Here is a 19,105-nt window from a genome sequence, read left to right as displayed (position 1 = left end):
GGTCCCGCAGTACGCGGGGCCCGCCCTTCGCCGTGCCCGGGCACCGGCCGCCGGCCGCCCGGCGCAGGGCGACCTTCGGAGCATGCGCACGGCGACGATCGGCGCCCTGACCGGCGCCGTTCGGGGCTACCGGGGCGATCCGGCCGGTTCGTAGCGTGGCGGTACGACGACGACGCGACGGTCCGAGGGCCGTTCAGCCGAAGGGAGATGACCCGATGGGGGGTGTGTCCGACGGGACCGGCGGTCCGACCGGCCCCGGTGTGCGTGCGAGCGGGGACGGCGGCCCGTGGACGGCGGTGCTGGCCGTCGAGGACGCACGGGGCGAGGGCCCGGAGCAGCAGCGGTCCCCGTACCGCGCGATGTCGGACGCCGAGCGGTCCGCGCTCTGGCGCCAGCGGCTGCACGAGGCCGAGGCCGGGTTGACGCGCTACCTGGTGTCGCGGGGGGACGAACTGCACCTCACCGACTGGTTCGTGCTGCAGTCCGAGCTCTTCGCCGACCTGCCCGAGCCGGACGCCCCGGCCGTCGAGTGGCAGCGGGTGTTCTTCCGCGACCAGGCGCTGATGGAACGCTTCCTCGTGCTGCGCCACGGCGAGGAGGTGCTCGCGGACTGGGCCCGGTCCAACGCCGAGGTGTACCGCGAGGTCGAGCCCGACCACGGCCGGGGCGCCGCCGATCCGATCCACCGGATCGCCCGGCAGGCCGAACTGTACGGCTCCGACTACGAGTTCGACGACGACGCGGCACCCGGCCCGGAACGCGCGGCGCTCACCATCACCCACTGCGCGATCTGGGACTACCGGGAGAGGGCCCGCCGCTCCGGCGTACGGCTGACCCTCGCCTCGCCCTGCACGTACTGCACCGAGGCGCTGTCCGCCAACATCCGCGCCAAGGGCTACCTCCCGGCGCACCGCCTGACCCACAGCCCGACCGGCCACGGCTGCCGCTGGGAGTCCGCCACCGCGACCGCGACCACCGACGCCGCGCCGGCCGAGTCGCCCACCGCCGCTGCCACCGCCACCGCCACCGACGAACCCGGGGAGTCCTGACATGTGCGGCATCACCGGCTGGATCGACTGGGACACCGACCTGCTCCACCAGGCCCGGACCGTCCAGGAGATGACCGCCACCCTGGCCTGCCGCGGCCCGGACGCCGACGGCGTCTGGCTCTCCCGGCACGCCGCCCTCGGCCACCGCCGGCTCTCCGTGATCGACCCGGACGGCGGCGTCCAGCCGCTCGCCGACCGCCCCGGAGCGGACCCGGCGGCCGTCCTCGGCTACAACGGCGAGCTCTACAACCACCGCGAGCTGCGCACCGAACTGGAGGCCCTCGGACACGTCTTCCGCACCCGCTCGGACACCGAGGTGGTGCTGCGCGCCCACCTCCAGTGGGGCCGGTCCGCGCCCACCCGGTTCAACGGCATCTTCGCCTACGCCCTGTGGGACGCCCGGCGCGAGGAACTGCTGCTGGTCCGCGACCACCTGGGCATCAAGCCGCTGTACTGGCACGCCCACGCCAGCGGCGTGCTGTTCGGCTCCGAGCCGAAGGCGGTGCTCGCCAACCCGCTGTTCCGCGCCGAACTGGACGCCGAGGGCATCGCCGAACTGTTCGCGCTGCCCGCCGCGCCGAGCGCCGGCCACGGGATCTTCCGCGGCCTGCACGAGGTCCGGCCCGGCCACCTGCTGGCCGTCACCCGCGCCGCCACCCGGGAGGTCCGGTACTGGCGGCTGGAGTCCGCCGAGCACCGGGACGACGCCGCGACCACCCGGCAGACCGTCCGCGACCTGCTCGCCGACGCCGTCGAACGGCAGCTGATCAGCGACGTGCCGCTGTGCACCCTGCTCTCCGGCGGCGTCGACTCCAGCGCCGTCACCGCCCTGGCCGCCGCCGCCCGGGAACGGGCCGGCCAGGGGAAGATCACCAGCTTCTCGGTCGACTTCCCCGGCAGCGCCGACCGCACCCCGGACGCCTGGCGCACCACCCGCGACGCCCCCTACGTGGCAGCCGCCGCCGAGCACATCGGCACCCTGCACACCACCGTCCTGGTGCCCGACGACGACCTGCTGGACGCCCGCGACGCCGTCCTGCGGGCCCGCGACCGCCCCGGTTGGGGCGAGATGGACGCGTCCCTGCACCTGCTCTTCCGCGAGGTGCGGCGGCGCTCCACCGTCGCCCTGTCCGGCGAGGCCGCCGACGAGATCTTCGGCGGCTACCCGTACTTCCACGACGCCGCGGCCCTCGCCGCCCCGACCTTCCCCTGGCTGCACGGCAAGGCCACCCCGGCCGACCTGCTGCGCCCGGACGTGCGGGCCGAGGTGCGCCCCGAGGAGTACACCGCCGAGGCCCACCGCCGCTCGATCGGCGAAGTGCCGCGCCTGGCGGGCGAACCGGCCGCCGACGCCCGGCTGCGCGAGGTCTTCCACCTCGCGCTCACCCGCTGGCTGCCCCCGCTCCTGGACCGGGTGGACCGGGTCTCGATGTCCGTCGGACTGGAGGTGCGGGTGCCGTTCTGCGACCACCGCCTGGTGGAGTACCTGTGGAACGTCCCGTGGGCGCTCAAGGCACCGGACGGACGGGCCAAGGGCCTGCTCCGCGACGCCGTCCGGGACCTCCTCCCGCCGCAGGTCACCGACCGGCCCAAGAGCGGCTACCCGTCCACCCCCGCCGTCCGCTACACCGAGGTGCTGACCGCGCGCGCCCAGGAGCTGCTGGCCGACCCGAACGCGCCGGTCTTCGAACTCGTGGACCGCGCCCTGGTCCGCCGGCTGCTCGCCGAGGGGCGGCCGCTGCCCAGCCCGCGCACCGCGCCGAACCCGGTCGGCGGCCTCGACCACCTGGTCCAGGTCGACGAGTGGCTGCGCGCCTACCGGGTGGGGCTGCGATGAGCGGCGCCGCACCGGCCGCACCGGCCGTACCCGACGCCCAGGCGACCGCCGAGCCGACCGCCGAGCCGACCGCCGGCGTGACCACGGAGGTGAGCGCCGAGGAGTTCCGCACCGCGGCCCGCAGCTGGACCAGCGGGGTCGCGGTGGTCACCGCCCGCGCGGGCGAGGAGGTCTTCGCCAAGACGGTCTCCTCCTTCGGCACCCTCTCCCTGGACCCGCCGCTGGTCACCGTCGCGATCGGCCGGCACAGCCCGCTGGTGGCCGCCGCCCTGGCCGGCGGACGCTTCGGCGTCTCCGTCCTGACGGACCGGCAGGCGGAGCTGGCCCGGCGGTTCGCCACCCCCGGGGCCGGGCGCGCGCCCGGCGCCTTCACCGCCGCCCCCATGCGGACCGCCGCCACCGGCGCCCCGCTCCTGGAGGCCGCCCTGGCCTGGTTCGACTGCCGGCTGCACGCCGCCCTGCCCGGAGGCGACCACACCATCCTGGTCGGCCGGGTCGCCGCCGCGTCCCGCAGCACCGGCGCACCCCTGCTCTACCACGACGGCCAGTACCGGCTACTGGCCCCGACCCCCCTCACCACCACCGGAGTTGGCGCATGACACTGCTGGACACCGCCACCGGCCGCGGCGCGCCCGCCGCCGCCCGAGGCCTGCTGACCGGCGACCGCTACCGGGCCGAACTCGACGACGGACGCGAGCTCTACCTCGACGGACAGCGGATCGCTAACCCCGCCGACCACCCCGCGTTCCGCCCGGCCGTGGACGAGCTGGCCCGCCTGCTGGACCTCCAGCACGACCCCGACCACCACGAGCTGCTCACCTGGCAGGACCCGGACAGCGGCCTGCGCCTGGCCCGCGCCTACCAGCCCCCGCGCACCCTCGACGACCTCCGGCTCCAACGCCGCAGCGCCGAGTTCTGGCACGCCGAGGCACTCGGCCAGCAGGGCCGCTCACCCGCCTTCATGGCCTCCATCGCCGTCGGCGTCTACGACTTCCGGCACCGGCTGGCCGAGGCCGACCCGCGCTTCGGCGCCAACGCCGAGGCCTGGTACCGCCACTGCGCCACCAACGACCTGGTCCTCTCGCACGCCCTCGGCGACCCGCAGATCGACCGCTCCGCCAACCCCCTCGACGACCCGGACCTCGCCCTGCGCGTCGTCGAGGAGAACGACCGCGGCATCGTGGTGCGCGGCGCCAAGCAGCTCACCACCCTCGCCCCGCTCGCCCACGAGGTGCTGGTCTACCTCTCGGCCTCCTTCACCGAGGGCCGCGGCGAGCAGTTCGTCACCTGGTTCGCCCTGCCGCTCAACACCCCCGGCCTGGTCACGCTCGCCCGCGAGCCGCTCGGCAGCGCCCCCTGGGGCCACGCCCACCCGCTCGGCGCGCGCTACGACGAGCAGGACGCGATGCTCTTCTTCGACGACGTCCTGGTGCCCTGGGACCGCGTCTTCCTGCTGCGCGACGCCGGCCTCGCCCGGCTCGGCCTCGGCCGGATCAACGCCTGGAGCGCCTACATCGGCCACATCCGCTACCGCGAACGGCTGCGCACCCTGCTCGCCACCGCCAGCCTGGTCGCCGAGTCGATCGGGGTGGACGGCTTCCGCAACATCCAGGAGGACCTCGGGCGCCTCGCCGGGTACGCCGAGCTGACCGAGTACTTCCTGGACGCCGCCGAGGCCCGGGGCGCGCTCACCGACGGCGGGCTGTTCGCCCCCGGCGACACCGCCGCCTCCCGGGTCTGGTCGGCCGAGGTGGCCGGCAGCGCCGTCGAGATCGTCCGCCGGATCGGCGCCTCCGGCCTGCTCATCCAGCCCACCGCGGGCGACCTCGCCAACCCCCGGCTGCGCCCGCACCTGGACCGCTACATGCGCGGCCGCGGCATCGACGCCGAGCGCAAGGCCCGGCTGTTCCGGATCGCCTGGGAGCTCACCGGCGACGGCTTCGGCCAGCGCCAGGACCTCTACGAGTACGTGCACCGGGGCGACCTCGCCCGCAACCGGATCAACATCTTCAAGCGGTACGACCAGAGCGGGGCCCGCGAGCGCCTGCTGCGGCTGGTCGACCGGCCCGCCGACACCGAGGAGAACCAGACGTGACCGCCTCCGCCGTCGAGATCCAGTCCCGCACCCTCGCCGGGTACGCCGACGCCAGCCGGCTTCGCCAGGTCCAGGACCGCGACTGGGCGCTCGACCGGGTCACCGGTGCCCCCGAGTCCCTGATCGACCTCGGCAGCGGCATCGGCCAGCTGCTGGAGGCCGCGCTGGAACGGTTCCCCACCCTGCGGCGGGCCGTCGGACTGGAGCGCTCCGAACACCGGATCGCCGAGGCCGCCGCCCGGCTGCTGCCGTACGGCGAGCGGGTCGCCCTGCACCGGGCCGACCTCACCGCGCCCGAGCCGCTGCCGTTCCGCGCCGACGTGATCACCCAGACCTCGGTGCTGCACTGGCTGTACCCGCAGGAGGAACGGATCTTCGCCTGGGCGGCAGCCCACCTCGCCCCCGGCGGCAGCTTCCTGCTCACCACCTACCACCCCGCCCGGGACGAGCACGGCCTCGGCGGCGAGGACGAGATCGTCCGGGACGCCCTGGTGGCCGTCGGCACGCCCTACGAGGAGGTGCCCGGCGTCCTCGCCCGCGGCGGCGTGCTGCCGATCGCCACCCGCACCAGGACCGTCGAGGACCTCACGGAGGTGATCGGCCGGCACCTGCGGGTGGCCGGGCACCTGGAGCGCGACGCCGTCGTCACCGTCGACGGCGCCGAGCAGTACGAGCACTTCCACGCCGCCACCTTCGGTGACTACTACAGCAGCCTGGTGCCGGAGGACCGGCGGGCCGACTTCTTCCGGGCCGTCGGCGAGAGCGCCTGGCGCCGGCAGCGGGAACGCGGCCACGTCAGCCACATGCCCGTCCGGCTCTGGACGTTGAGCCCCCGTTAACAGCGTGTGTAGCCCGCCGCTCACCCCTGGGAGGAGCGGCGGGCTGCCCCTAAGCTGGGGAGCGTCCCGCGCCGGGGCCCGTCCCCGCGCCCGGGGCGCCCCCGCGTCGAAGGACGCCCCGCAGCACGACGAGCCACCGCCACCGACCACGGCCGAGGAGCCCCACCGTGTCAACCCACCCCGCCGGACGGGAACTCGGCGCCTTCCTGCGCGCCCACCGAGAACTCCTCAAGCCCGCCGACGTCGGCCTCACCGCCACCACCCGCCGCCGCACCCCCGGGCTGCGCCGCGAGGAGGTCGCCTCCCTCTCCGGGGTCGGCCTCGCCTGGTACACCTGGGTCGAACAGGGGCGGGTCGCCGCCTCCCGGCAGGTGCTGGAAGCGATCGCCCGGGTGCTGAAGCTGGACGACGCCGGCCTGCGGCACGCCCTGCGGCTGGCCGGCTTCCACGAGCCCGCTCCCGCCGTCGGCGAGGGCGGCGCCGACCGAATCACCGAGGCCATCCGGCCGGTCCTCGACTCCTGGCCCACCAGCCCGGCCGTCCTGCTGGACCGCCACTTCGACCTGCTCGGCTGGAACGCGGCCTGGGGGGCGGTCTGGGGTGCGCCCGAACTGCTGCCCGCCGACCGGCGCAACCTGATGTGGGTGATGGCCGCCGACCGGCGGGTGCGGGCCGTACTGCGTGACTGGGAACCGCTCGCGATGAGCGTCTTCCAGCACTTCCGGGCCCAGGCGGGCCCCGCCCTGGCCGAGCCCCGCACCGGCGAGGTCTACCGCTACCTGGACGAGGACGCGCCGGAGCTCCGCCACTGGTGGGGATGCCACTCGGTGGCGGAGCTCACCGTCCGCACCGTCACCGTGGAGCCGGCCGGCCTCGGACCGGTCCGGCTCACCCTGTCGTCCTTCCATCCGGTGGACGACCCCTCCGCGACGGTGCTGCTGTTCACCCCGACCGGCGCCGCCGACCGGGCGCGGATGACCGAACTGGTCGAACACCCGTTGCGCGCGGTCGGCGGCGTGGAGGCGGAGCGCCGGGTCGGCTGACCCGGCGCCCGCGCGTCGGACCTCGTCAGGCCTCCGGTACGGAACGGGCGGCGGCCCGGCGCAGCCCCAGGCTGACCGCCAGGCCGCCGAGCGTCGCCAGCAGGGCGAGGCCGGCGCCGACCAGCAGGGTGCCGTCCGTGACGTCCCCGAACGTGCCCACCGCCCAGGCGCCGAGCCCGGTGCCCGCGTACATGGTCGAGGTCAGCCAGGCGCTGGAGGTCGCGCGCAGCTCCGGGGCGATGGTGCCGGCCAGCGTCTGCTGGTCCGTCACGAAGCCGCCCGAGGCCAGGAACCACACCGTCACCCCGGCCAGGGCCAGCACCAGGCCCGGGCCCTCGGAGGCCAGCGCGATGCCCACGGCCAGCAGGACGCCCCACACCGGCAGCAGCGGCAGGTCCGAGCGCCCGGCGCGCCGCGCCCGGTCGCCCAGCCGCCCGCCCAGCAGGGAGCCGGCCACGCTGCCCGCGCCGACCAGCACGCCCACCAGGCCGAGCGCCTGCACCGAGAGGCCGAAGCGCTGCAGCAGCACCGCGCCCAGGAAGGTGTAGGCGCCCAGGTTGGCCGCGTTGAAGACGGTGTTGACGAGCAGGGCGCGGCGCAGCGTGGGATCGGCCCAGCCCGCCAGGATCGCCCGGACGGCCCCCACCCGGGCCGCGGCCGCCTGGGCGGTGGGGGACTGCACCTGGCGGAGCAGCAGCGGCACGGCGGCCGCGGTGCCGACGGCCAGCGCCCAGAACGCCGAGCGCCAGCCGGCCAGCCCGGCGAGGAAGGCGCCGAGCGGCACGCCGATCACCTGGCCGCAGGAGAACAGCGCCATGCCGAGGCCCAGCGCCCGTCCGCGCACCGCGTCGGGCGCGGTCTCGGCGATGTGCGCCCAGATCGCCGGCCCGGCGGCGGCCGCCGCCAGCCCGGCCACCGCGCGGGAGACGACCAGCAGGGTCAGCCCGGTGGACAGCGCCGCCGCCGCGTTGGACACCACGAACAGCAGGGTGCCCGCGACGAGGGTGCGGCGGCGGCCCAGCCGGTCGCTCAGCAGGCCGAGGAAGGGCGCCGCGACGGCGTACACCAGCACGTAGGCGGTGACGCTGGAGGCGGCGGCCGCCTCGGTGGTGTGGACGGAGTCCGCGATGGTCGGCAGCAGCGGCGACACCAGGAAGGTCTCGGTGCCGAACAGGAAGAGCAGGAGGAAGACCCCGGCGTAGCGCCACCGGTCGAAGCGCGCGGACGCGGGCAGCGGCGGGACGTCCTCGGCCCGGTCTGGCACGGGCGGGTCGGAGATGCTGCTCACGGCGTGGTACCACCTTCTGGTACGGGCGCGCGGCCGGGCCCTCGGACGGCAGGCGGAAGCGGCCGCGACGGCTGACAGGAAGTCCGATGCGGCCATCCTGCGGACCGGCCGGGCACCCAACCAGACAGGCGGTGATCCTGTGACTCCCGCTCACAGGCTGGGGCCGGCGCCCGGGGCTCAGGAGCTGGTCTGGGCGGTGCAGGTGCCGAGCTGGTCGCCGGGCTGGAGGGTGTTGTCGCCGAAGGTCCGGTTCATGACGGTGGCGAACTCGGGCAGCACGACCATCCGGATGTCGGAGAGCGCGAGGTCGACCCGGGGCGGCACCACGGACTGCACCATGGGGGTGATCTGCGGCCGGGCGGGGATGTCGTACACCGGGATGCGGGAGCCCGCCGGGTCGGTGCTGGTCTGCACGACGAAGGTGCTGTCGCCGGAGAGGCTGCCTTCGAGGTTGGTGACCTGCACGTAGTGGCCGGCGGCGTCGGTCAGGGTGAACCCGCCCTTGGCCGCCGTGCGGATGTAGACGGAGTTCGCCAGGGCGACCGGGTTGCCGACGGAGGTGAGGTCGATGGTGACCGTCCCGGTGGCGTCGACGTCGCGGAAGGACGAGGCGGCGCTGCCGGGGGTGAGGGCCTTGAAGGTGACGCCGTCCTTCGCCCAGGAGAGCACGCACTCGGCGCTGCCGGTGCCCATGTTCAGGGTGACGGGGGCTCCCGCGAAGGCGACGTGGGCGAGGGCCACGGTGCCGACGAGGCCCGCGGCGAGGGCGGCCATCGACTTCGGGGACCTGAGCTTCGGGGAACGGTGCTCCGGGGATCCTGGCTCGGGGGCGACGGGCTTCGGGGAGGCAGGCCTCGGGGAGGTGGGCCTCGGCGGCACGGGCTTCGGGGACATGGGCGCGGACTCCTGGGGTTCCTGGTGCTTCCCCCCGGTGCTCCCAGCCTTCCGGGCCCGGTGGTGGGCGGCAATCCCGCTGGGCCGACCAGGGCCATCACCCATCGTCACCGGCGGAGCGCGGCGGTGCGCCCCGGCCGGTCAGCCGTAGAGCGCCGCCGCCCGGCGGGTCGCTTCGGCCAGGCGGGCCCGGAGTTCGGGCGGTTCGAGGACCTCTGCCTCCGGGCCGAGGCGCAGGAGTTCGAAGTAGCCGATGTCCCAGGTCTCGACCGGCAGGGTCACGGTGATCCAGCCGTCGGCGTCCGGGGGGCCCGCGGTGGCGAGGGCGTCGGCGGCGGCGGTCGGTTCCAGCAGGACGGCGAGCTGCTCGGCTGCGAGCGGGCTCAGCCGCACCACGGCCCGCTCGCGCAGCAGGGCGCGGGTGAACTCCCGTGCGGCGGCGGCCCAGTGGCCCGCGAGGTCGAACTCGGGATCCCGCTCGAACCGTTCGTCGCCCACCTCGGCGGTCTCGAAGCGGTCGACGCGGTACGAGCCGACCCGGCCGGACGCGCCGCGCGCCGCCAGGTACCACTGCCCGGCCTTCAGGACCAGGCCGTACGGCTCCAGCCGCCGCTCCCGGGTGCCGCCGCGCGCCGCGTACCGGGCCCGGAGGACGCGGTCCTCCCACACGGCGCGCGACACCTCGGCGAGCAGCGGCGGCGGTTCGGCGTCCCGGAACCAGGCCGGTGCGTCGAGGTGGAACCGCCGGGCGGCGGCCGCGGGGGCGTCGCCCAGGACGGCGGCGACCTTCAGCCGGGCGGCGAGGGCGTGCCCGGCCAGGCCCATGTCGCGCAGCGGGCCCGGGAGTCCGGCCAGGTGCAGGACCTCGGCCTCGGCGCGTTCGAGGCCGGTCAGGCGGGTGCGGTAGCCGTCGACGAGCCGGTAGCCCCCGCCGCGGCCGCGTTCGGCGTACACCGGCACGCCGGCCTCGACCAGCGCGGCGACGTCCCGCTGCACGGTGCGCTCGGAGACCTCCAGCTCGGCGGCGAGGTCCGCGGCGGTCATCGCCCGCCGGGTCTGGAGGAGGAGCAGCAGCGCGATGGCCCGGCTCGCCCGCATGTCGCCGTCCTCTCCGACCGCCCTCTCCGGCCGTCCGCGAATGTCTTCCCCGGGGCCCGGCACGCGGCCGGGCCGCCTTCAGGGTACGGGCGGGTCAGGAGTGGTCCGGTGCCTTCCCGAGGAGTGCGCCGAAGTCGGGGGCGAACACCGTCATCCACTGCGGGTGCAGCCGGAAGTAGACCACGTCGTGCTCCCAGTCGAAGGCGTCCCGGCCGTAGAAGTCCTGGAAGTACGCCAGCAGGTCCGGCCAGTCGGCGGCCGGCTCGCCGTCGAGGGGGTTGAGCACCTCCACGGTGCCGTGGGTGAACACACCCAGGTCCTCCCCGCGCAGGTGGGCGGCGCTGACGGCGGGCCGGGCGGCGAGGTGGCGGGCCTTGGCGGCGGTGCGCGCGGTGCCGAAGTGCCACTTCCCGTGCAGGAAGTGGCCGTCGGCGCCGCTGATCCGCGGCTCGCCCTTCGCCGTCACGGTGGACACCGCGAGCGTGCACATGCCGGTGAGCACCCGGGTGAGCTGTTCGGCGGTGAGGGTGCGTTCCTCGTTGATGATCGACCGCAGGTGCGCCGTGGAGCGGGCGAGCGAGGCGTCGAGGAGGGCCTGGAGGCGGTGCAGCTCGTCGGGGGTCTCACGCATGGGGGTTCCTCTGCTTTCCGTCGTCCCGGCCGGCGCCACCACGGCGCCGGTCGGCGGTTCCCACTGTCCCGGCAGAACCCGACATCCTCTGTCGTGTTTTCCGGCGGGTCCTCGGAAGACTTCCGCAGGGGTGCGCGGGCCGGCGACGCGGGCGCTACCGCAGCACGGACTCCAGGAAGTCGCTGCCGAGCCGGGTGACGACCGAGATGTCGAGCTGGTGGAGGAGGTAGCGGCCCCGGCGGCGGGTGACGAGCAGCCCGGCCTTCTTCAGGACGGCGAGGTGGCGGGAGACCTCGGGGGCGGTGATGCCGTACGCGTCGGCCAGCTCCTTCGTCGAGTAGGCGCCGCGCGAGAGGTTGCGGCACAGGTTCATCCGCATCGGGTGGGTCAGCGCGTCCAGGCGCAGCCGGACCAGCTCCACGGGCTCGGCGCCGCCGATCTCGTGGGCGGCGGCCGGGTACTGGATCACCGGCTGCCAGCCCGGGCCGTAGAGGGTGAAGAGGTGCGGCCAGCCGAGGACGGTCGGCAGCAGGGTGACGGCGGTGGTGCGGGCGGTGGTGCGGCCGTGCAGCAGTTTGTCGACGACGATGCGGCTGCCGTGCTCGTCCTTCTCCAGGCGCAGGGCCGGTGACGCGGCCGTGAGCGCCTCCGCGAGGCCCTTGCGGCGCAGCAGCTCGGTCTTGTCACGGGCGTCGGCGGCGAGCTGGACGCGGACCCGGCGCCAGGTGTCGGCGAAGAAGGCCTGGTCGCAGTCCTCCAGGAGGCGCCGGATCCAGGCGCGGGTGCCGGTGGGGTCGGCGAGCATCCGCTCGGCGAAGGCCGCCTGGCGCGGGCCGCGGGCGGCGGCCAGGTCGAGCGCGCGGCGCCGCGACCAGGCGTCGACCAGCGGGGACGGCAGGCCCTTGGGGTAGTGGTTGGTGCTGCAGGAGATCTCCAGGGCGGTGCCGACGAACTTCTCGTCGTCCATCCGATCGAGGTCGTCGAGTTCCTCGGCGAGGGTCTCCCGGGGCCGGGGCGGCATCAGGAAGTCGGAGCGCGTCGAACGCCACATGAACTCGGCCTCCAGCAGCCGGTCGGCGAGCTCCGGCTCCAGCGCGGCGGAGGTCGCCGTCGTCCACGCGTGCAGCCGGGCGTGGTGGGCGGGCTCGGCCAGCGCGTGCAGGGCGTTGCCGAGCTCGGCCAGCGGCGAGGGGCTGAAGGTGATCCGCTCGTGCGGCAGTCCGGTGATGTCAATGGTCACGCTCACCCCTCCATGGTGCAGGTCGGCCGTGGTGCCGGGCCGCGCGGGGGGCATCGTTTGACGGGGGTCGTCAATCGGCGGGACGGCTGCGCCGGCCGGAGTCCATCGTGGGCGCATGAACGCCCTCCACCAGCACCTCTTCGACAGTTACCGGGCCGCGCAGCACGGCGAGCCGGCCCCGCCCGCCCCCGGCACCCACGACCTCGCGGTGCTGCGCGCGGCCCGCGACCACCGCCGCTTCGAAGCCGTCCTCGCGGGACGCCCGGCCACCGGCCGCCTCCGCTTCCTCCTCCGCCGCTGGCTGCGCCCCGGGGCCTGCTGACGTCCGGTTCCCTGCGCACGGTCGACGTGAGGACACAAGGTGTCCTAAAGTGAAGGGAGTGTCACCGGCGCGTCCGCACACCACTCCGACCGAAGAGCGAAGGAGAACCACGGCCATGGCCGACACGTTCGAGACGGGCAAGTCCGACCTGGTGCAGCTGGCCCACCACCGGATGCGGACCGCGATCCCCGACAACGACTGGACGGTGCGTCAGAAGCTCGCCCTGACCTGCCGCATCCTGTTCGACGCCGGACACGACTCCGGGCTGGCCGGCCAGATCACCGCCCGGGCCGAACGCCCCGGCACCTACTACACCCAGCGCCTGGGCCTCGGCTTCGACGAGATCACCGAGGACAACCTGCTCCTCGTCGACGAGGACCTCGAGGTCCTGGAGGGCGACGGGATGGCCAACCCGGCCAACCGGTTCCACAGCTGGGTCTACCGGGCCCGCCCGGACGTCAACTGCATCATCCACACCCACCCGCCGCACGTCTCGGCGCTCTCGATGCTGGAGACCCCGCTGGTCGTCTCGCACATGGACATGTGTCCGCTGTACGACGACTGCGCCTTCCTGGAGACCTGGCCCGGCATCCCGGTCGGCAACGAGGAGGGCGAGATCATCTCCGCCGCCCTCGGGGACAAGCGCGCGCTCCTGCTCGCCCACCACGGCCAGCTGGTCGCCACCGGCACCGTCGAGGAGGCGTGCACGCTGGCCCTGCTCTTCGAGCGGGCCGCCAGGCTCCAGCTGCTGGCCGGCGCCGCCGGGAAGATCCAGGAGATTCCGGAGCCGCTGGCCAAGGAGGCGCACGACTGGACCTCCACCCCCAAGCGCGGCCAGGCGAACTTCGCCTACTACGCGCGCCGCGCACTGCGGGCCGGCCACGGGGACGCCTTGGCCGGGCACGCGGACGCCTTGGCCGGTCGCGGGGACGCTCTCGCCGGCCGGAAGGACGCCTGAGATGGCCGCCACCGCCCTGGAAGGGATCATCGCCTATCCGGTGACCCCGTTCTCGCCCGCCGACGGCGGCCCGGACCTCGGCCGTCTCACCGAGCTGATCGACCGGCTGGTCCGCTCCGGCTGCCACGCCGTCGCCCCGCTGGGCTCCACCGGCGAGAGCGCCTACCTCGACGACCAGGAGTGGTACGCCGTCGCCGAGGCCTCGGTGGCGGCCGTCGCGGGCCGGGTGCCCACCGTGGTCGGCATCGCCGACCTCACCACCCGCGGCGCCGTCCGCCGCGCCCGGTTCGCCGAACGGGCCGGCGCCGACGTGGTGATGGTGCTGCCGCTCTCGTACTGGCGGCTGGACGAGCGCGAGATCACCCGGCACTACACCGAGGTCGCCGACGCGGTCGGCATCCCGTTGATGGTCTACAACAACCCGGCCACCGCCGGGGTCGACCTCGGCCCGGAACTCCTGCACCGGCTGGTCGACCGGGTGGAGAACATCACCATGGTCAAGGAGAGCAGCGGCGACATCCAGCGGATGCACCGGCTCGCCCAACTGTCCGACGGCGCCCTGCCGTTCTACAACGGCTCCAACACCCTGGCACTGGAGGCCTTCGCGGCCGGCGCGGCCGGCTGGTGCACGGCGGCGCCCTGCCTCATCCCCGAGCTCACCCTCGACCTGTACCGGGCGGTGCGCGCCGGGGATCCGGAGACGGCCCGCCGGGTGTTCTACCGGCAGCTGCCGGTGCTGCAGTTCCTGCTCGGCGGCGGACTGCCGACCACCGTGAAGGCGGGCCTGGCCCTGTGCGGCCTGGACGCCGGGGAGCCCCGGCGCCCGCTGCTGCCGCTGGACGAGGAGCGGACGGCACGGCTGGCCGCGCTGCTGTCCGCGGCGGGGGCCGGCCCGGCGGCCGGCGCCGCCTGAGCCTCTCAGGGCAGCGTGGGGACCCGGTCCGCCGGGCCGTCCGGATCGTCGTGGATGACCACGAGGATCTCGGCCGGCTCCGGACCGGTGCTCCGGCAGCGGTGGGGCAGCGCCGAGTTGAAGTACACACTGTCCCCGGGGCCGAGCTCGACGCTGCGCCCGGGGAACTCCAGCACGGCGCTGCCCGCGTGCACGAAGAAGAACTCCTCGCCCAGGTGCGACTTGAACGGCGGGTCCGAGGGCGCGGTGGGCGGGTACATCACGAACGGCACCATCCGCTTGCCGCTGAGGCCGGTCGCGATGCCCTCGTAGTGGGAGGCCCCGGGATCGGTCCCGGGACCGATCGGCGTGCGCTCGCCGGCCCTGACCACGGTGACGAGCTCGGGCTCCACCTCGTCCGAGAAGAGCCGGCCGACGTCGACCTTGAGGGCGTGGGCCAGCTTGAGCGCCGTCGAGATCGACGGCTCGCTGATGCCGCGCTCGACCTTGGAGAGGTAGCTCTTGGTGACGCCGACCTGCTCGGCGAGTGCCTCCAGACTGAGCCGGTTCTGCTTCCTCAGCACCCGCAACCTGCCGGCCATGCGCCACCTCTCACCACGGAATCGTCCGGTCCATTATCGGCCCGGCCGGGAAGGGGCCGACGGGGTGCCGGCGGCGTCGGGGGCCGTCACCGGGCGGTGGGTGGGTCGTTGATCCGGGCACCGCTGCTCCGCGGGCGCGGCGGCAGTCGGAATCGGCCTGGAGGAGTCTGCGGTGTCCACCGTCACCAACCCGTTCACCGGTGCCTACACTCCGGTGGCCGAGGAAGTCACCGCCTTCGACCTGCCGGTCACGGGGACGCTCCCGGCCGAGCTCAACGGCCGGTACGTGCGCAACGGGCCCAACGGGATGCGGGCCGAGGACCCCCGGCCACGGCACCTGTTCGGCGGCTACGCCATGGTGCACGGGGTCCGGCTGCTGGAGGGGCGGGCCCGGTGGTACCGCAACCGGCTGGTCCGCAGCGCCGCCGTGGCCGAGGCCCTGGGGGAGCGGCCGCGCCCCGGCGCCGCGCCGAGGATCGCCGACGTCGCGCCCAACACCCACGTCATCGGGCACGCCGACCGCACCTTCGCGCTGGTCGAGGGCGGCTTCCGCCCGTACGAACTCTCCTACGAGATCGAGACGGTGGGCGCCAGCGACTTCTGCGGCACGCTGCCCGAGGGGTTCGCCGCGCACCCCAAGCTCGACCCCCTCACCGGCGAGCTGCACGCGATCACCTGGCAGCGGGACAGCGAGGTGCTGCGCCACCTGGTGCTCGACCCGCGGGGTGCCGTCGTCCGGACCGTGGACATCCCCGTCCCGCACCGGCCGGTGGTCCACGACATGGCGCTGACCAGGAACTTCGCCGTGGTCCTCGACCTCACGGCTCGGGTCAGCGAGCCCGACAACCGGGCGCGCCGGACGTACCCGGCGGTCTGGGACGAGACCCGTGGCGCACGGATCGGGCTGCTGCCCCGCACCGGCACCGAGGTCCGCTGGTACGAGGTCGAGCCCTGCTTCGTCTTCCACACGCTCAACGCCCACGAGGACGGCGACCGGGTCGTCCTCGACGCGGTGCGCTACCCGAGGATGTTCGTCGGCGGCGCGCTGGACGGCCAGAGCAGCCCCACCCTGGACCGCTGGACCCTCGACACCGTCTCCGGGGAGGTCACCGAGAGCCGCCTGGACGACCGGCCGCAGGAGTTCCCGGCGGTCAGCCCCGCGGTGGTCGGCGGCGCCCACCGCTACGGGTACGCCACGGTGGCCACCGACCTGCTGCGCCACCTGGCCGGCGCCGAGGCCCCCGGCACCCTGCCCCCGGAGACCGCCGGGGACGCCCTGATCAAGCACGACCTGCGGCGGCGGTCCAGCACCGTGCGGCGGCTCGGCGCAGGCCGCTACACCGGCGAGGTGTCCTTCGTCCCGAGGCCGGGCGCCCGCGCCGAGGACGACGGCTACCTGCTCGCCTACGTCCACGACCCGGAGCGGGGCGCGAGCGACCTCGTCGTCCTCTCCGCCGAGGACTTCACCGGCGCCCCGCTCGCCACCGTCCACCTGCCGGTACGGGTGCCGGCCGGTTTCCACGGCAGCTGGATCCCCGACCCCCGCTGAACGGTGTGCCCCACTGCTGAACGGTGTGCCCCCGCGCCGGGGGCGGCCGGCCCGGGCACGGGGCACACCGTGGCCGTCGAGGCGGGAGCCGGAGGCGGTCAGCCGTGGTGGTGGTCCGCCCGCTCCCTCCGGTGGCGGGGCAGCCGGTGGGACCCGACCGGTCGTCCGCCGGAGAGGTGCTCGGTGACGACCCGGTCCGCGACGGCCGGGTCGACCTTCCCGTACCAGACGTCGTCCGGCTGCACGCTGACGACGGGGGCCTGGTTGCAGGGGAACTGGCACCCCGTCTGGGTGACCAGCACGTCGTCGTCGCCCAGGCCCAGCTCGGTCAGCTTCAGCGCCAGGGCGCGCTGCACCTCCTCGGCGCCCACGGCCGTGCACCGCGAGCCGCGGCACACCATGACCTGGTGCCGGTGGCCGGGGACCTCCTCCCAGGCCGCGGACGTGAGGCCGGGCTCCGTGCCGGTGACCGCCTTCGTCGCCGCGGCCACCGTGGCGACCGCGTCCGGGGAGTCGGCGAGGCGGGTCGCGACGAGGAGTTCGGGGCGGTGGCCCGCGCGCTCGCGCCACCAGTGCGCGGCGATCCGCCGCAGCCAGGAATGGGCCGGGCCGGAGGCCGCGAGGCGGAGGCCGATCACGAGCACGGTCTCGTGGCCCGCGTCGGCCAGCCTGGTCAGCTCGGCCGACAGGGAGGGGTCTCCCTGCTGCAGGAACGCGGTCGAGGCCCGGTGCGCGGCCGCCGTCCGGAGGAGTTCGTCGCGGCGGACGACTTCCGCGACCGACATGCCGACCAGGAGCACGGCACTGCGGTGGGCGGGGGTATCCGGGGCGGGGGAGGTCATGGGGTCGTCCTTTCGGGGATCAGTCCGTTCCACCGGATGTGCGGCCGGTTGTGCCGGGGGTGTCGTTCCACGGTGACGTCGACGCCGTAGACGCGCGCGATCGTCTCCGAGGTGAGCACCTCGGCGACGGGCCCGTGGGCGACCGGCCGGCCGTCGAGCAGGACGGCGACCTCGTCGCAGTAGGCGGCGGCGAGTTCGAGGTCGTGCAGCGCTGCGACCGTGGTGATGCCCAGCCCGCGGACGGTTCGGAGGAAGCCGAGTTGGTGGCGCAGGTCGAGGTGGTTGGTGGGTTCGTCGAGCAGGAGCACGCCGGGCTCCTGCACCAACGCCCGCGCGAGCTGCACCCGTTGCCGCTCGCCGCCCGACAGCGTCGGCCAGGAACGCTCGAGCAGGTGGCCGACGTCGGCGGCGGCGACGGCACCGGCGAGGACGGACCGCTCGTGGGCGTCGGCGGCGGCGTTCGCCGGAACGGGCCAGCGGCCGCGGTGCGGCGTGCGCCCGAGTTCGATGACCTGACGGACCGTCAGTGAGAGCCGGGTGTCCGCCTGCTGTTCCATGAAGGCTACCTGCCGGGCCCGTCGGCGGGCCGGGAGCGTGTGGAGGTCCGTCCCGTCCAGGAGGACCCGCCCCGTGCTCGGCCGGGTCAGCCCGGCGACGGCGCGCAGCAGGGTGGTCTTCCCGGCGCCGTTGGGCCCGAGCAGGCCCGTGATCCGGCCGGGGCGGAACGCGAGCGAGACGTCGTCCAGCAGCGTGGCCGCGCCGACGCGCACGCCGAGGCCTTCCGCGCGCAGGTCGACGGGGGGCGTGCGCGTCACAGCGCCCTCCCGTCGGTCCGCCCCTGGCGCCACAGCAGCCAGGCGAAGAAGGGCGCTCCGAGTCCGGCCGTGACGACGCCGACGGGGATCTCACGGTCGGGGAGGACCGTGCGGGCCACGATGTCGCTGCCCACCAGGAGGGTCGCGCCCACCAGCGCCGACGCGGGCAGCAGGAGGGCGTGGCGCGGGCCGCAGACGAGCCGGACCACGTGCGGGACGACCAGGCCGAGGAACCCGATGACGCCGGTGTTGGCGACCAGGCACGCCGTCACCAGCGCGGCGGTGGCGACGAGGAGCCAGCGGGTGCGCTCGACGTGCACGCCGAGGGAGCGGGCGGAGGTCTCGCCGAAGGCGAAGGCGTCCAGGTCGCGGGCCGAGGAGGCCAGGACCGTGAGTCCGACCAGTGCGACCGTGGTCAGGAAGACGGCGGTGGGCCACCGCACGCCGGCGACCGAGCCGAGCGTCCACTCCATGACACCGCGCGCCGCGTTGCGGTCCCCGAGGACCATCACGACGAACGAGGTGTACGCCCCGCACATCTGTCCCACCGCGATGCCGGCGAGCACGGTCCGGGTGGTCGGCAGTGACCGGGTGCGGGCGCCGGCCAGGGCCAGGACGACGACGGCGGCGAGCAGGGCACCGGCGAAGGCCGCCGTCGCCACCGCGCCGGTGCCCACGGCGCCGGTCACGCCGACGCCGAGGACGATCACGGTGACCGCGCCGGCGGCGGCTCCGTCCGAGATCCCGAGCAGGAAGGGGTCGGCCAGGTCGTTCCCGGTCAGCGTCTGCAGCACCGCGCCGCAGACCGCCAGGCCGGTGCCGGTGGCGGCCGCTCCCAGCACCCGGGGCAGCCGCAGCTGCCAGACGATCCGGTCGTCCAGCAGCGTCACGTCCGGGCTGCCCAGCCCGAGACGGCGCATGACGACGTCGATCACGGTCCCGACCGGCTCGTGCTGCGAGCCCACGGCCAGGCCGAGGAGCACCGTGGCCAGGAGCAGGGCCGCGCCGACGGCCATCTGGCAGAACAGCACACTGTCGGTGGCCGCCTGGAGTCCCGGCAGGGCCGCGCTGACCGCTTCGGTGCCGACCTCGATGGTGTTGGTGAACGGGG

The 19,105-nt window shown here is 75.0% G+C and carries 19 protein-coding genes; 10 read left to right on the top strand and 9 right to left on the bottom strand.

Annotation, left to right across the window (positions count from 1 at the left end):
• Positions 1-215 precede the first annotated feature (215 nt).
• The 6 genes from AB0E96_RS23900 to AB0E96_RS23875 all read left to right on the top strand — a co-directional run bounded on the left by AB0E96_RS23900 (position 216) and on the right by AB0E96_RS23875 (position 6,863).
• The gene (locus AB0E96_RS23900; RefSeq protein ID WP_359827148.1) at positions 216-1,049 is read left to right on the top strand and encodes a hypothetical protein; all 834 of its coding nucleotides are present in this window, start codon (positions 216-218) and stop codon (positions 1,047-1,049) included.
• Position 1,050: 1 nt separating this feature from the next.
• Positions 1,051-2,886, top strand: a complete 1,836-nt coding sequence (asnB, locus tag AB0E96_RS23895) for an asparagine synthase (glutamine-hydrolyzing) (protein ID WP_359827146.1) — start codon at positions 1,051-1,053, stop codon at positions 2,884-2,886.
• On the top strand, positions 2,883-3,485 hold the full coding sequence (locus AB0E96_RS23890) for a flavin reductase family protein (protein WP_359827143.1): 603 nt from the start codon (positions 2,883-2,885) through the stop codon (positions 3,483-3,485). The genes asnB and AB0E96_RS23890 overlap by 4 nt, the downstream gene beginning before the upstream one ends.
• On the top strand, positions 3,482-4,981 hold the full coding sequence (locus AB0E96_RS23885; protein WP_359827141.1) for a 4-hydroxyphenylacetate 3-hydroxylase N-terminal domain-containing protein: 1,500 nt from the start codon (positions 3,482-3,484) through the stop codon (positions 4,979-4,981). The genes AB0E96_RS23890 and AB0E96_RS23885 overlap by 4 nt, the downstream gene beginning before the upstream one ends.
• Positions 4,978-5,820: a class I SAM-dependent methyltransferase gene (locus AB0E96_RS23880; protein WP_359827139.1), complete on the top strand. Its 843-nt coding sequence runs from the start codon at positions 4,978-4,980 to the stop codon at positions 5,818-5,820. The genes AB0E96_RS23885 and AB0E96_RS23880 overlap by 4 nt, the downstream gene beginning before the upstream one ends.
• A gap of 167 nt (positions 5,821-5,987) precedes the next feature.
• Positions 5,988-6,863 (top strand): helix-turn-helix transcriptional regulator, encoded by an 876-nt coding sequence (locus tag AB0E96_RS23875; RefSeq protein WP_359827136.1) that lies wholly within the window; start codon positions 5,988-5,990, stop codon positions 6,861-6,863.
• Between the two features lie 25 nt (positions 6,864-6,888).
• Here the strand turns inward: AB0E96_RS23875 and AB0E96_RS23870 are convergent, their stop codons facing one another.
• From AB0E96_RS23870 to AB0E96_RS23850, 5 genes are all read right to left on the bottom strand, one after another.
• Entirely contained in the window at positions 6,889-8,151 is a 1,263-nt protein-coding gene (locus AB0E96_RS23870; RefSeq protein WP_359827133.1) for an MFS transporter, read from the bottom strand.
• A gap of 177 nt (positions 8,152-8,328) precedes the next feature.
• Positions 8,329-9,045, bottom strand: coding sequence for a hypothetical protein (locus AB0E96_RS23865; protein ID WP_359827130.1), 717 nt, complete (start codon positions 9,043-9,045; stop codon positions 8,329-8,331).
• 141 nt (positions 9,046-9,186) lie between these two features.
• The gene (locus AB0E96_RS23860) at positions 9,187-10,143 is read right to left on the bottom strand and encodes a WYL domain-containing protein (RefSeq protein WP_359827127.1); all 957 of its coding nucleotides are present in this window, start codon (positions 10,141-10,143) and stop codon (positions 9,187-9,189) included.
• Positions 10,144-10,237: 94 nt separating this feature from the next.
• On the bottom strand, positions 10,238-10,774 hold the full coding sequence (locus AB0E96_RS23855) for a pyridoxamine 5'-phosphate oxidase family protein (RefSeq protein WP_359827124.1): 537 nt from the start codon (positions 10,772-10,774) through the stop codon (positions 10,238-10,240).
• 154 nt (positions 10,775-10,928) lie between these two features.
• Positions 10,929-12,014, bottom strand: coding sequence for a DUF5937 family protein (locus AB0E96_RS23850; protein ID WP_359827122.1), 1,086 nt, complete (start codon positions 12,012-12,014; stop codon positions 10,929-10,931).
• Between the two features lie 115 nt (positions 12,015-12,129).
• Between AB0E96_RS23850 and AB0E96_RS23845 the strand changes: the two genes are divergently transcribed.
• The 3 genes from AB0E96_RS23845 (at position 12,130) to AB0E96_RS23835 (ending at position 14,207) form a co-directional block, all read left to right on the top strand.
• Positions 12,130-12,336 (top strand): hypothetical protein, encoded by a 207-nt coding sequence (locus AB0E96_RS23845; protein WP_359827120.1) that lies wholly within the window; start codon positions 12,130-12,132, stop codon positions 12,334-12,336.
• Between the two features lie 115 nt (positions 12,337-12,451).
• A complete protein-coding gene (locus AB0E96_RS23840; RefSeq protein WP_359827117.1) occupies positions 12,452-13,294 on the top strand; it encodes an aldolase in 843 nt (280 codons plus the stop codon).
• Position 13,295: 1 nt separating this feature from the next.
• Positions 13,296-14,207, top strand: coding sequence for a dihydrodipicolinate synthase family protein (locus AB0E96_RS23835; RefSeq protein WP_359827115.1), 912 nt, complete (start codon positions 13,296-13,298; stop codon positions 14,205-14,207).
• Positions 14,208-14,212: 5 nt separating this feature from the next.
• On the opposite strand, the gene AB0E96_RS23830 is transcribed toward AB0E96_RS23835, so the two are convergent.
• Positions 14,213-14,788 (bottom strand): XRE family transcriptional regulator, encoded by a 576-nt coding sequence (locus tag AB0E96_RS23830; RefSeq protein ID WP_359827112.1) that lies wholly within the window; start codon positions 14,786-14,788, stop codon positions 14,213-14,215.
• Between the two features lie 172 nt (positions 14,789-14,960).
• Here AB0E96_RS23830 and AB0E96_RS23825 point away from each other — a divergent pair, with 172 nt between their 5' ends.
• Positions 14,961-16,337: a carotenoid oxygenase family protein gene (locus AB0E96_RS23825; RefSeq protein WP_359827110.1), complete on the top strand. Its 1,377-nt coding sequence runs from the start codon at positions 14,961-14,963 to the stop codon at positions 16,335-16,337.
• Between the two features lie 98 nt (positions 16,338-16,435).
• On the opposite strand, the gene AB0E96_RS23820 is transcribed toward AB0E96_RS23825, so the two are convergent.
• The 3 genes from AB0E96_RS23820 to AB0E96_RS23810 all read right to left on the bottom strand — a co-directional run.
• The gene (locus tag AB0E96_RS23820; protein WP_359827107.1) at positions 16,436-17,179 is read right to left on the bottom strand and encodes a (2Fe-2S) ferredoxin domain-containing protein; all 744 of its coding nucleotides are present in this window, start codon (positions 17,177-17,179) and stop codon (positions 16,436-16,438) included.
• Positions 17,176-17,994: an ABC transporter ATP-binding protein gene (locus AB0E96_RS23815; protein WP_359827104.1), complete on the bottom strand. Its 819-nt coding sequence runs from the start codon at positions 17,992-17,994 to the stop codon at positions 17,176-17,178. The genes AB0E96_RS23820 and AB0E96_RS23815 overlap by 4 nt, the downstream gene beginning before the upstream one ends.
• Positions 17,991-19,105, bottom strand: a 1,115-nt coding sequence (locus AB0E96_RS23810; RefSeq protein WP_359827101.1) for an iron chelate uptake ABC transporter family permease subunit, incomplete at its 5' end; no start/stop codon positions are given. The genes AB0E96_RS23815 and AB0E96_RS23810, both read right to left, overlap by 4 nt.

The organism is Kitasatospora sp. NPDC036755, assembly GCF_040636595.1.
GTDB lineage: Bacteria > Actinomycetota > Actinomycetes > Streptomycetales > Streptomycetaceae > Kitasatospora.
The sequence above is the reverse complement of the archived record's forward strand: the minus strand, read 5'-3'. Positions and strand labels throughout refer to the sequence as shown.

Coding starts and splice junctions, on each gene's coding strand:
- AB0E96_RS23820 (WP_359827107.1), bottom strand. CDS start 17,179: ATGACCTCCCCCGCCCCGGATACCCCCGCCCACCGCAGTGCCGTGCTC.
- AB0E96_RS23885 (WP_359827141.1), top strand. CDS start 3,482: ATGACACTGCTGGACACCGCCACCGGCCGCGGCGCGCCCGCCGCCGCC.
- asnB (WP_359827146.1), top strand. CDS start 1,051: ATGTGCGGCATCACCGGCTGGATCGACTGGGACACCGACCTGCTCCAC.
- AB0E96_RS23890 (WP_359827143.1), top strand. CDS start 2,883: ATGAGCGGCGCCGCACCGGCCGCACCGGCCGTACCCGACGCCCAGGCG.
- AB0E96_RS23900 (WP_359827148.1), top strand. CDS start 216: ATGGGGGGTGTGTCCGACGGGACCGGCGGTCCGACCGGCCCCGGTGTG.
- AB0E96_RS23860 (WP_359827127.1), bottom strand. CDS start 10,143: ATGCGGGCGAGCCGGGCCATCGCGCTGCTGCTCCTCCTCCAGACCCGG.
- AB0E96_RS23840 (WP_359827117.1), top strand. CDS start 12,452: ATGGCCGACACGTTCGAGACGGGCAAGTCCGACCTGGTGCAGCTGGCC.
- AB0E96_RS23845 (WP_359827120.1), top strand. CDS start 12,130: ATGAACGCCCTCCACCAGCACCTCTTCGACAGTTACCGGGCCGCGCAG.
- AB0E96_RS23865 (WP_359827130.1), bottom strand. CDS start 9,045: ATGTCCCCGAAGCCCGTGCCGCCGAGGCCCACCTCCCCGAGGCCTGCC.
- AB0E96_RS23855 (WP_359827124.1), bottom strand. CDS start 10,774: ATGCGTGAGACCCCCGACGAGCTGCACCGCCTCCAGGCCCTCCTCGAC.
- AB0E96_RS23835 (WP_359827115.1), top strand. CDS start 13,296: ATGGCCGCCACCGCCCTGGAAGGGATCATCGCCTATCCGGTGACCCCG.
- AB0E96_RS23830 (WP_359827112.1), bottom strand. CDS start 14,788: ATGGCCGGCAGGTTGCGGGTGCTGAGGAAGCAGAACCGGCTCAGTCTG.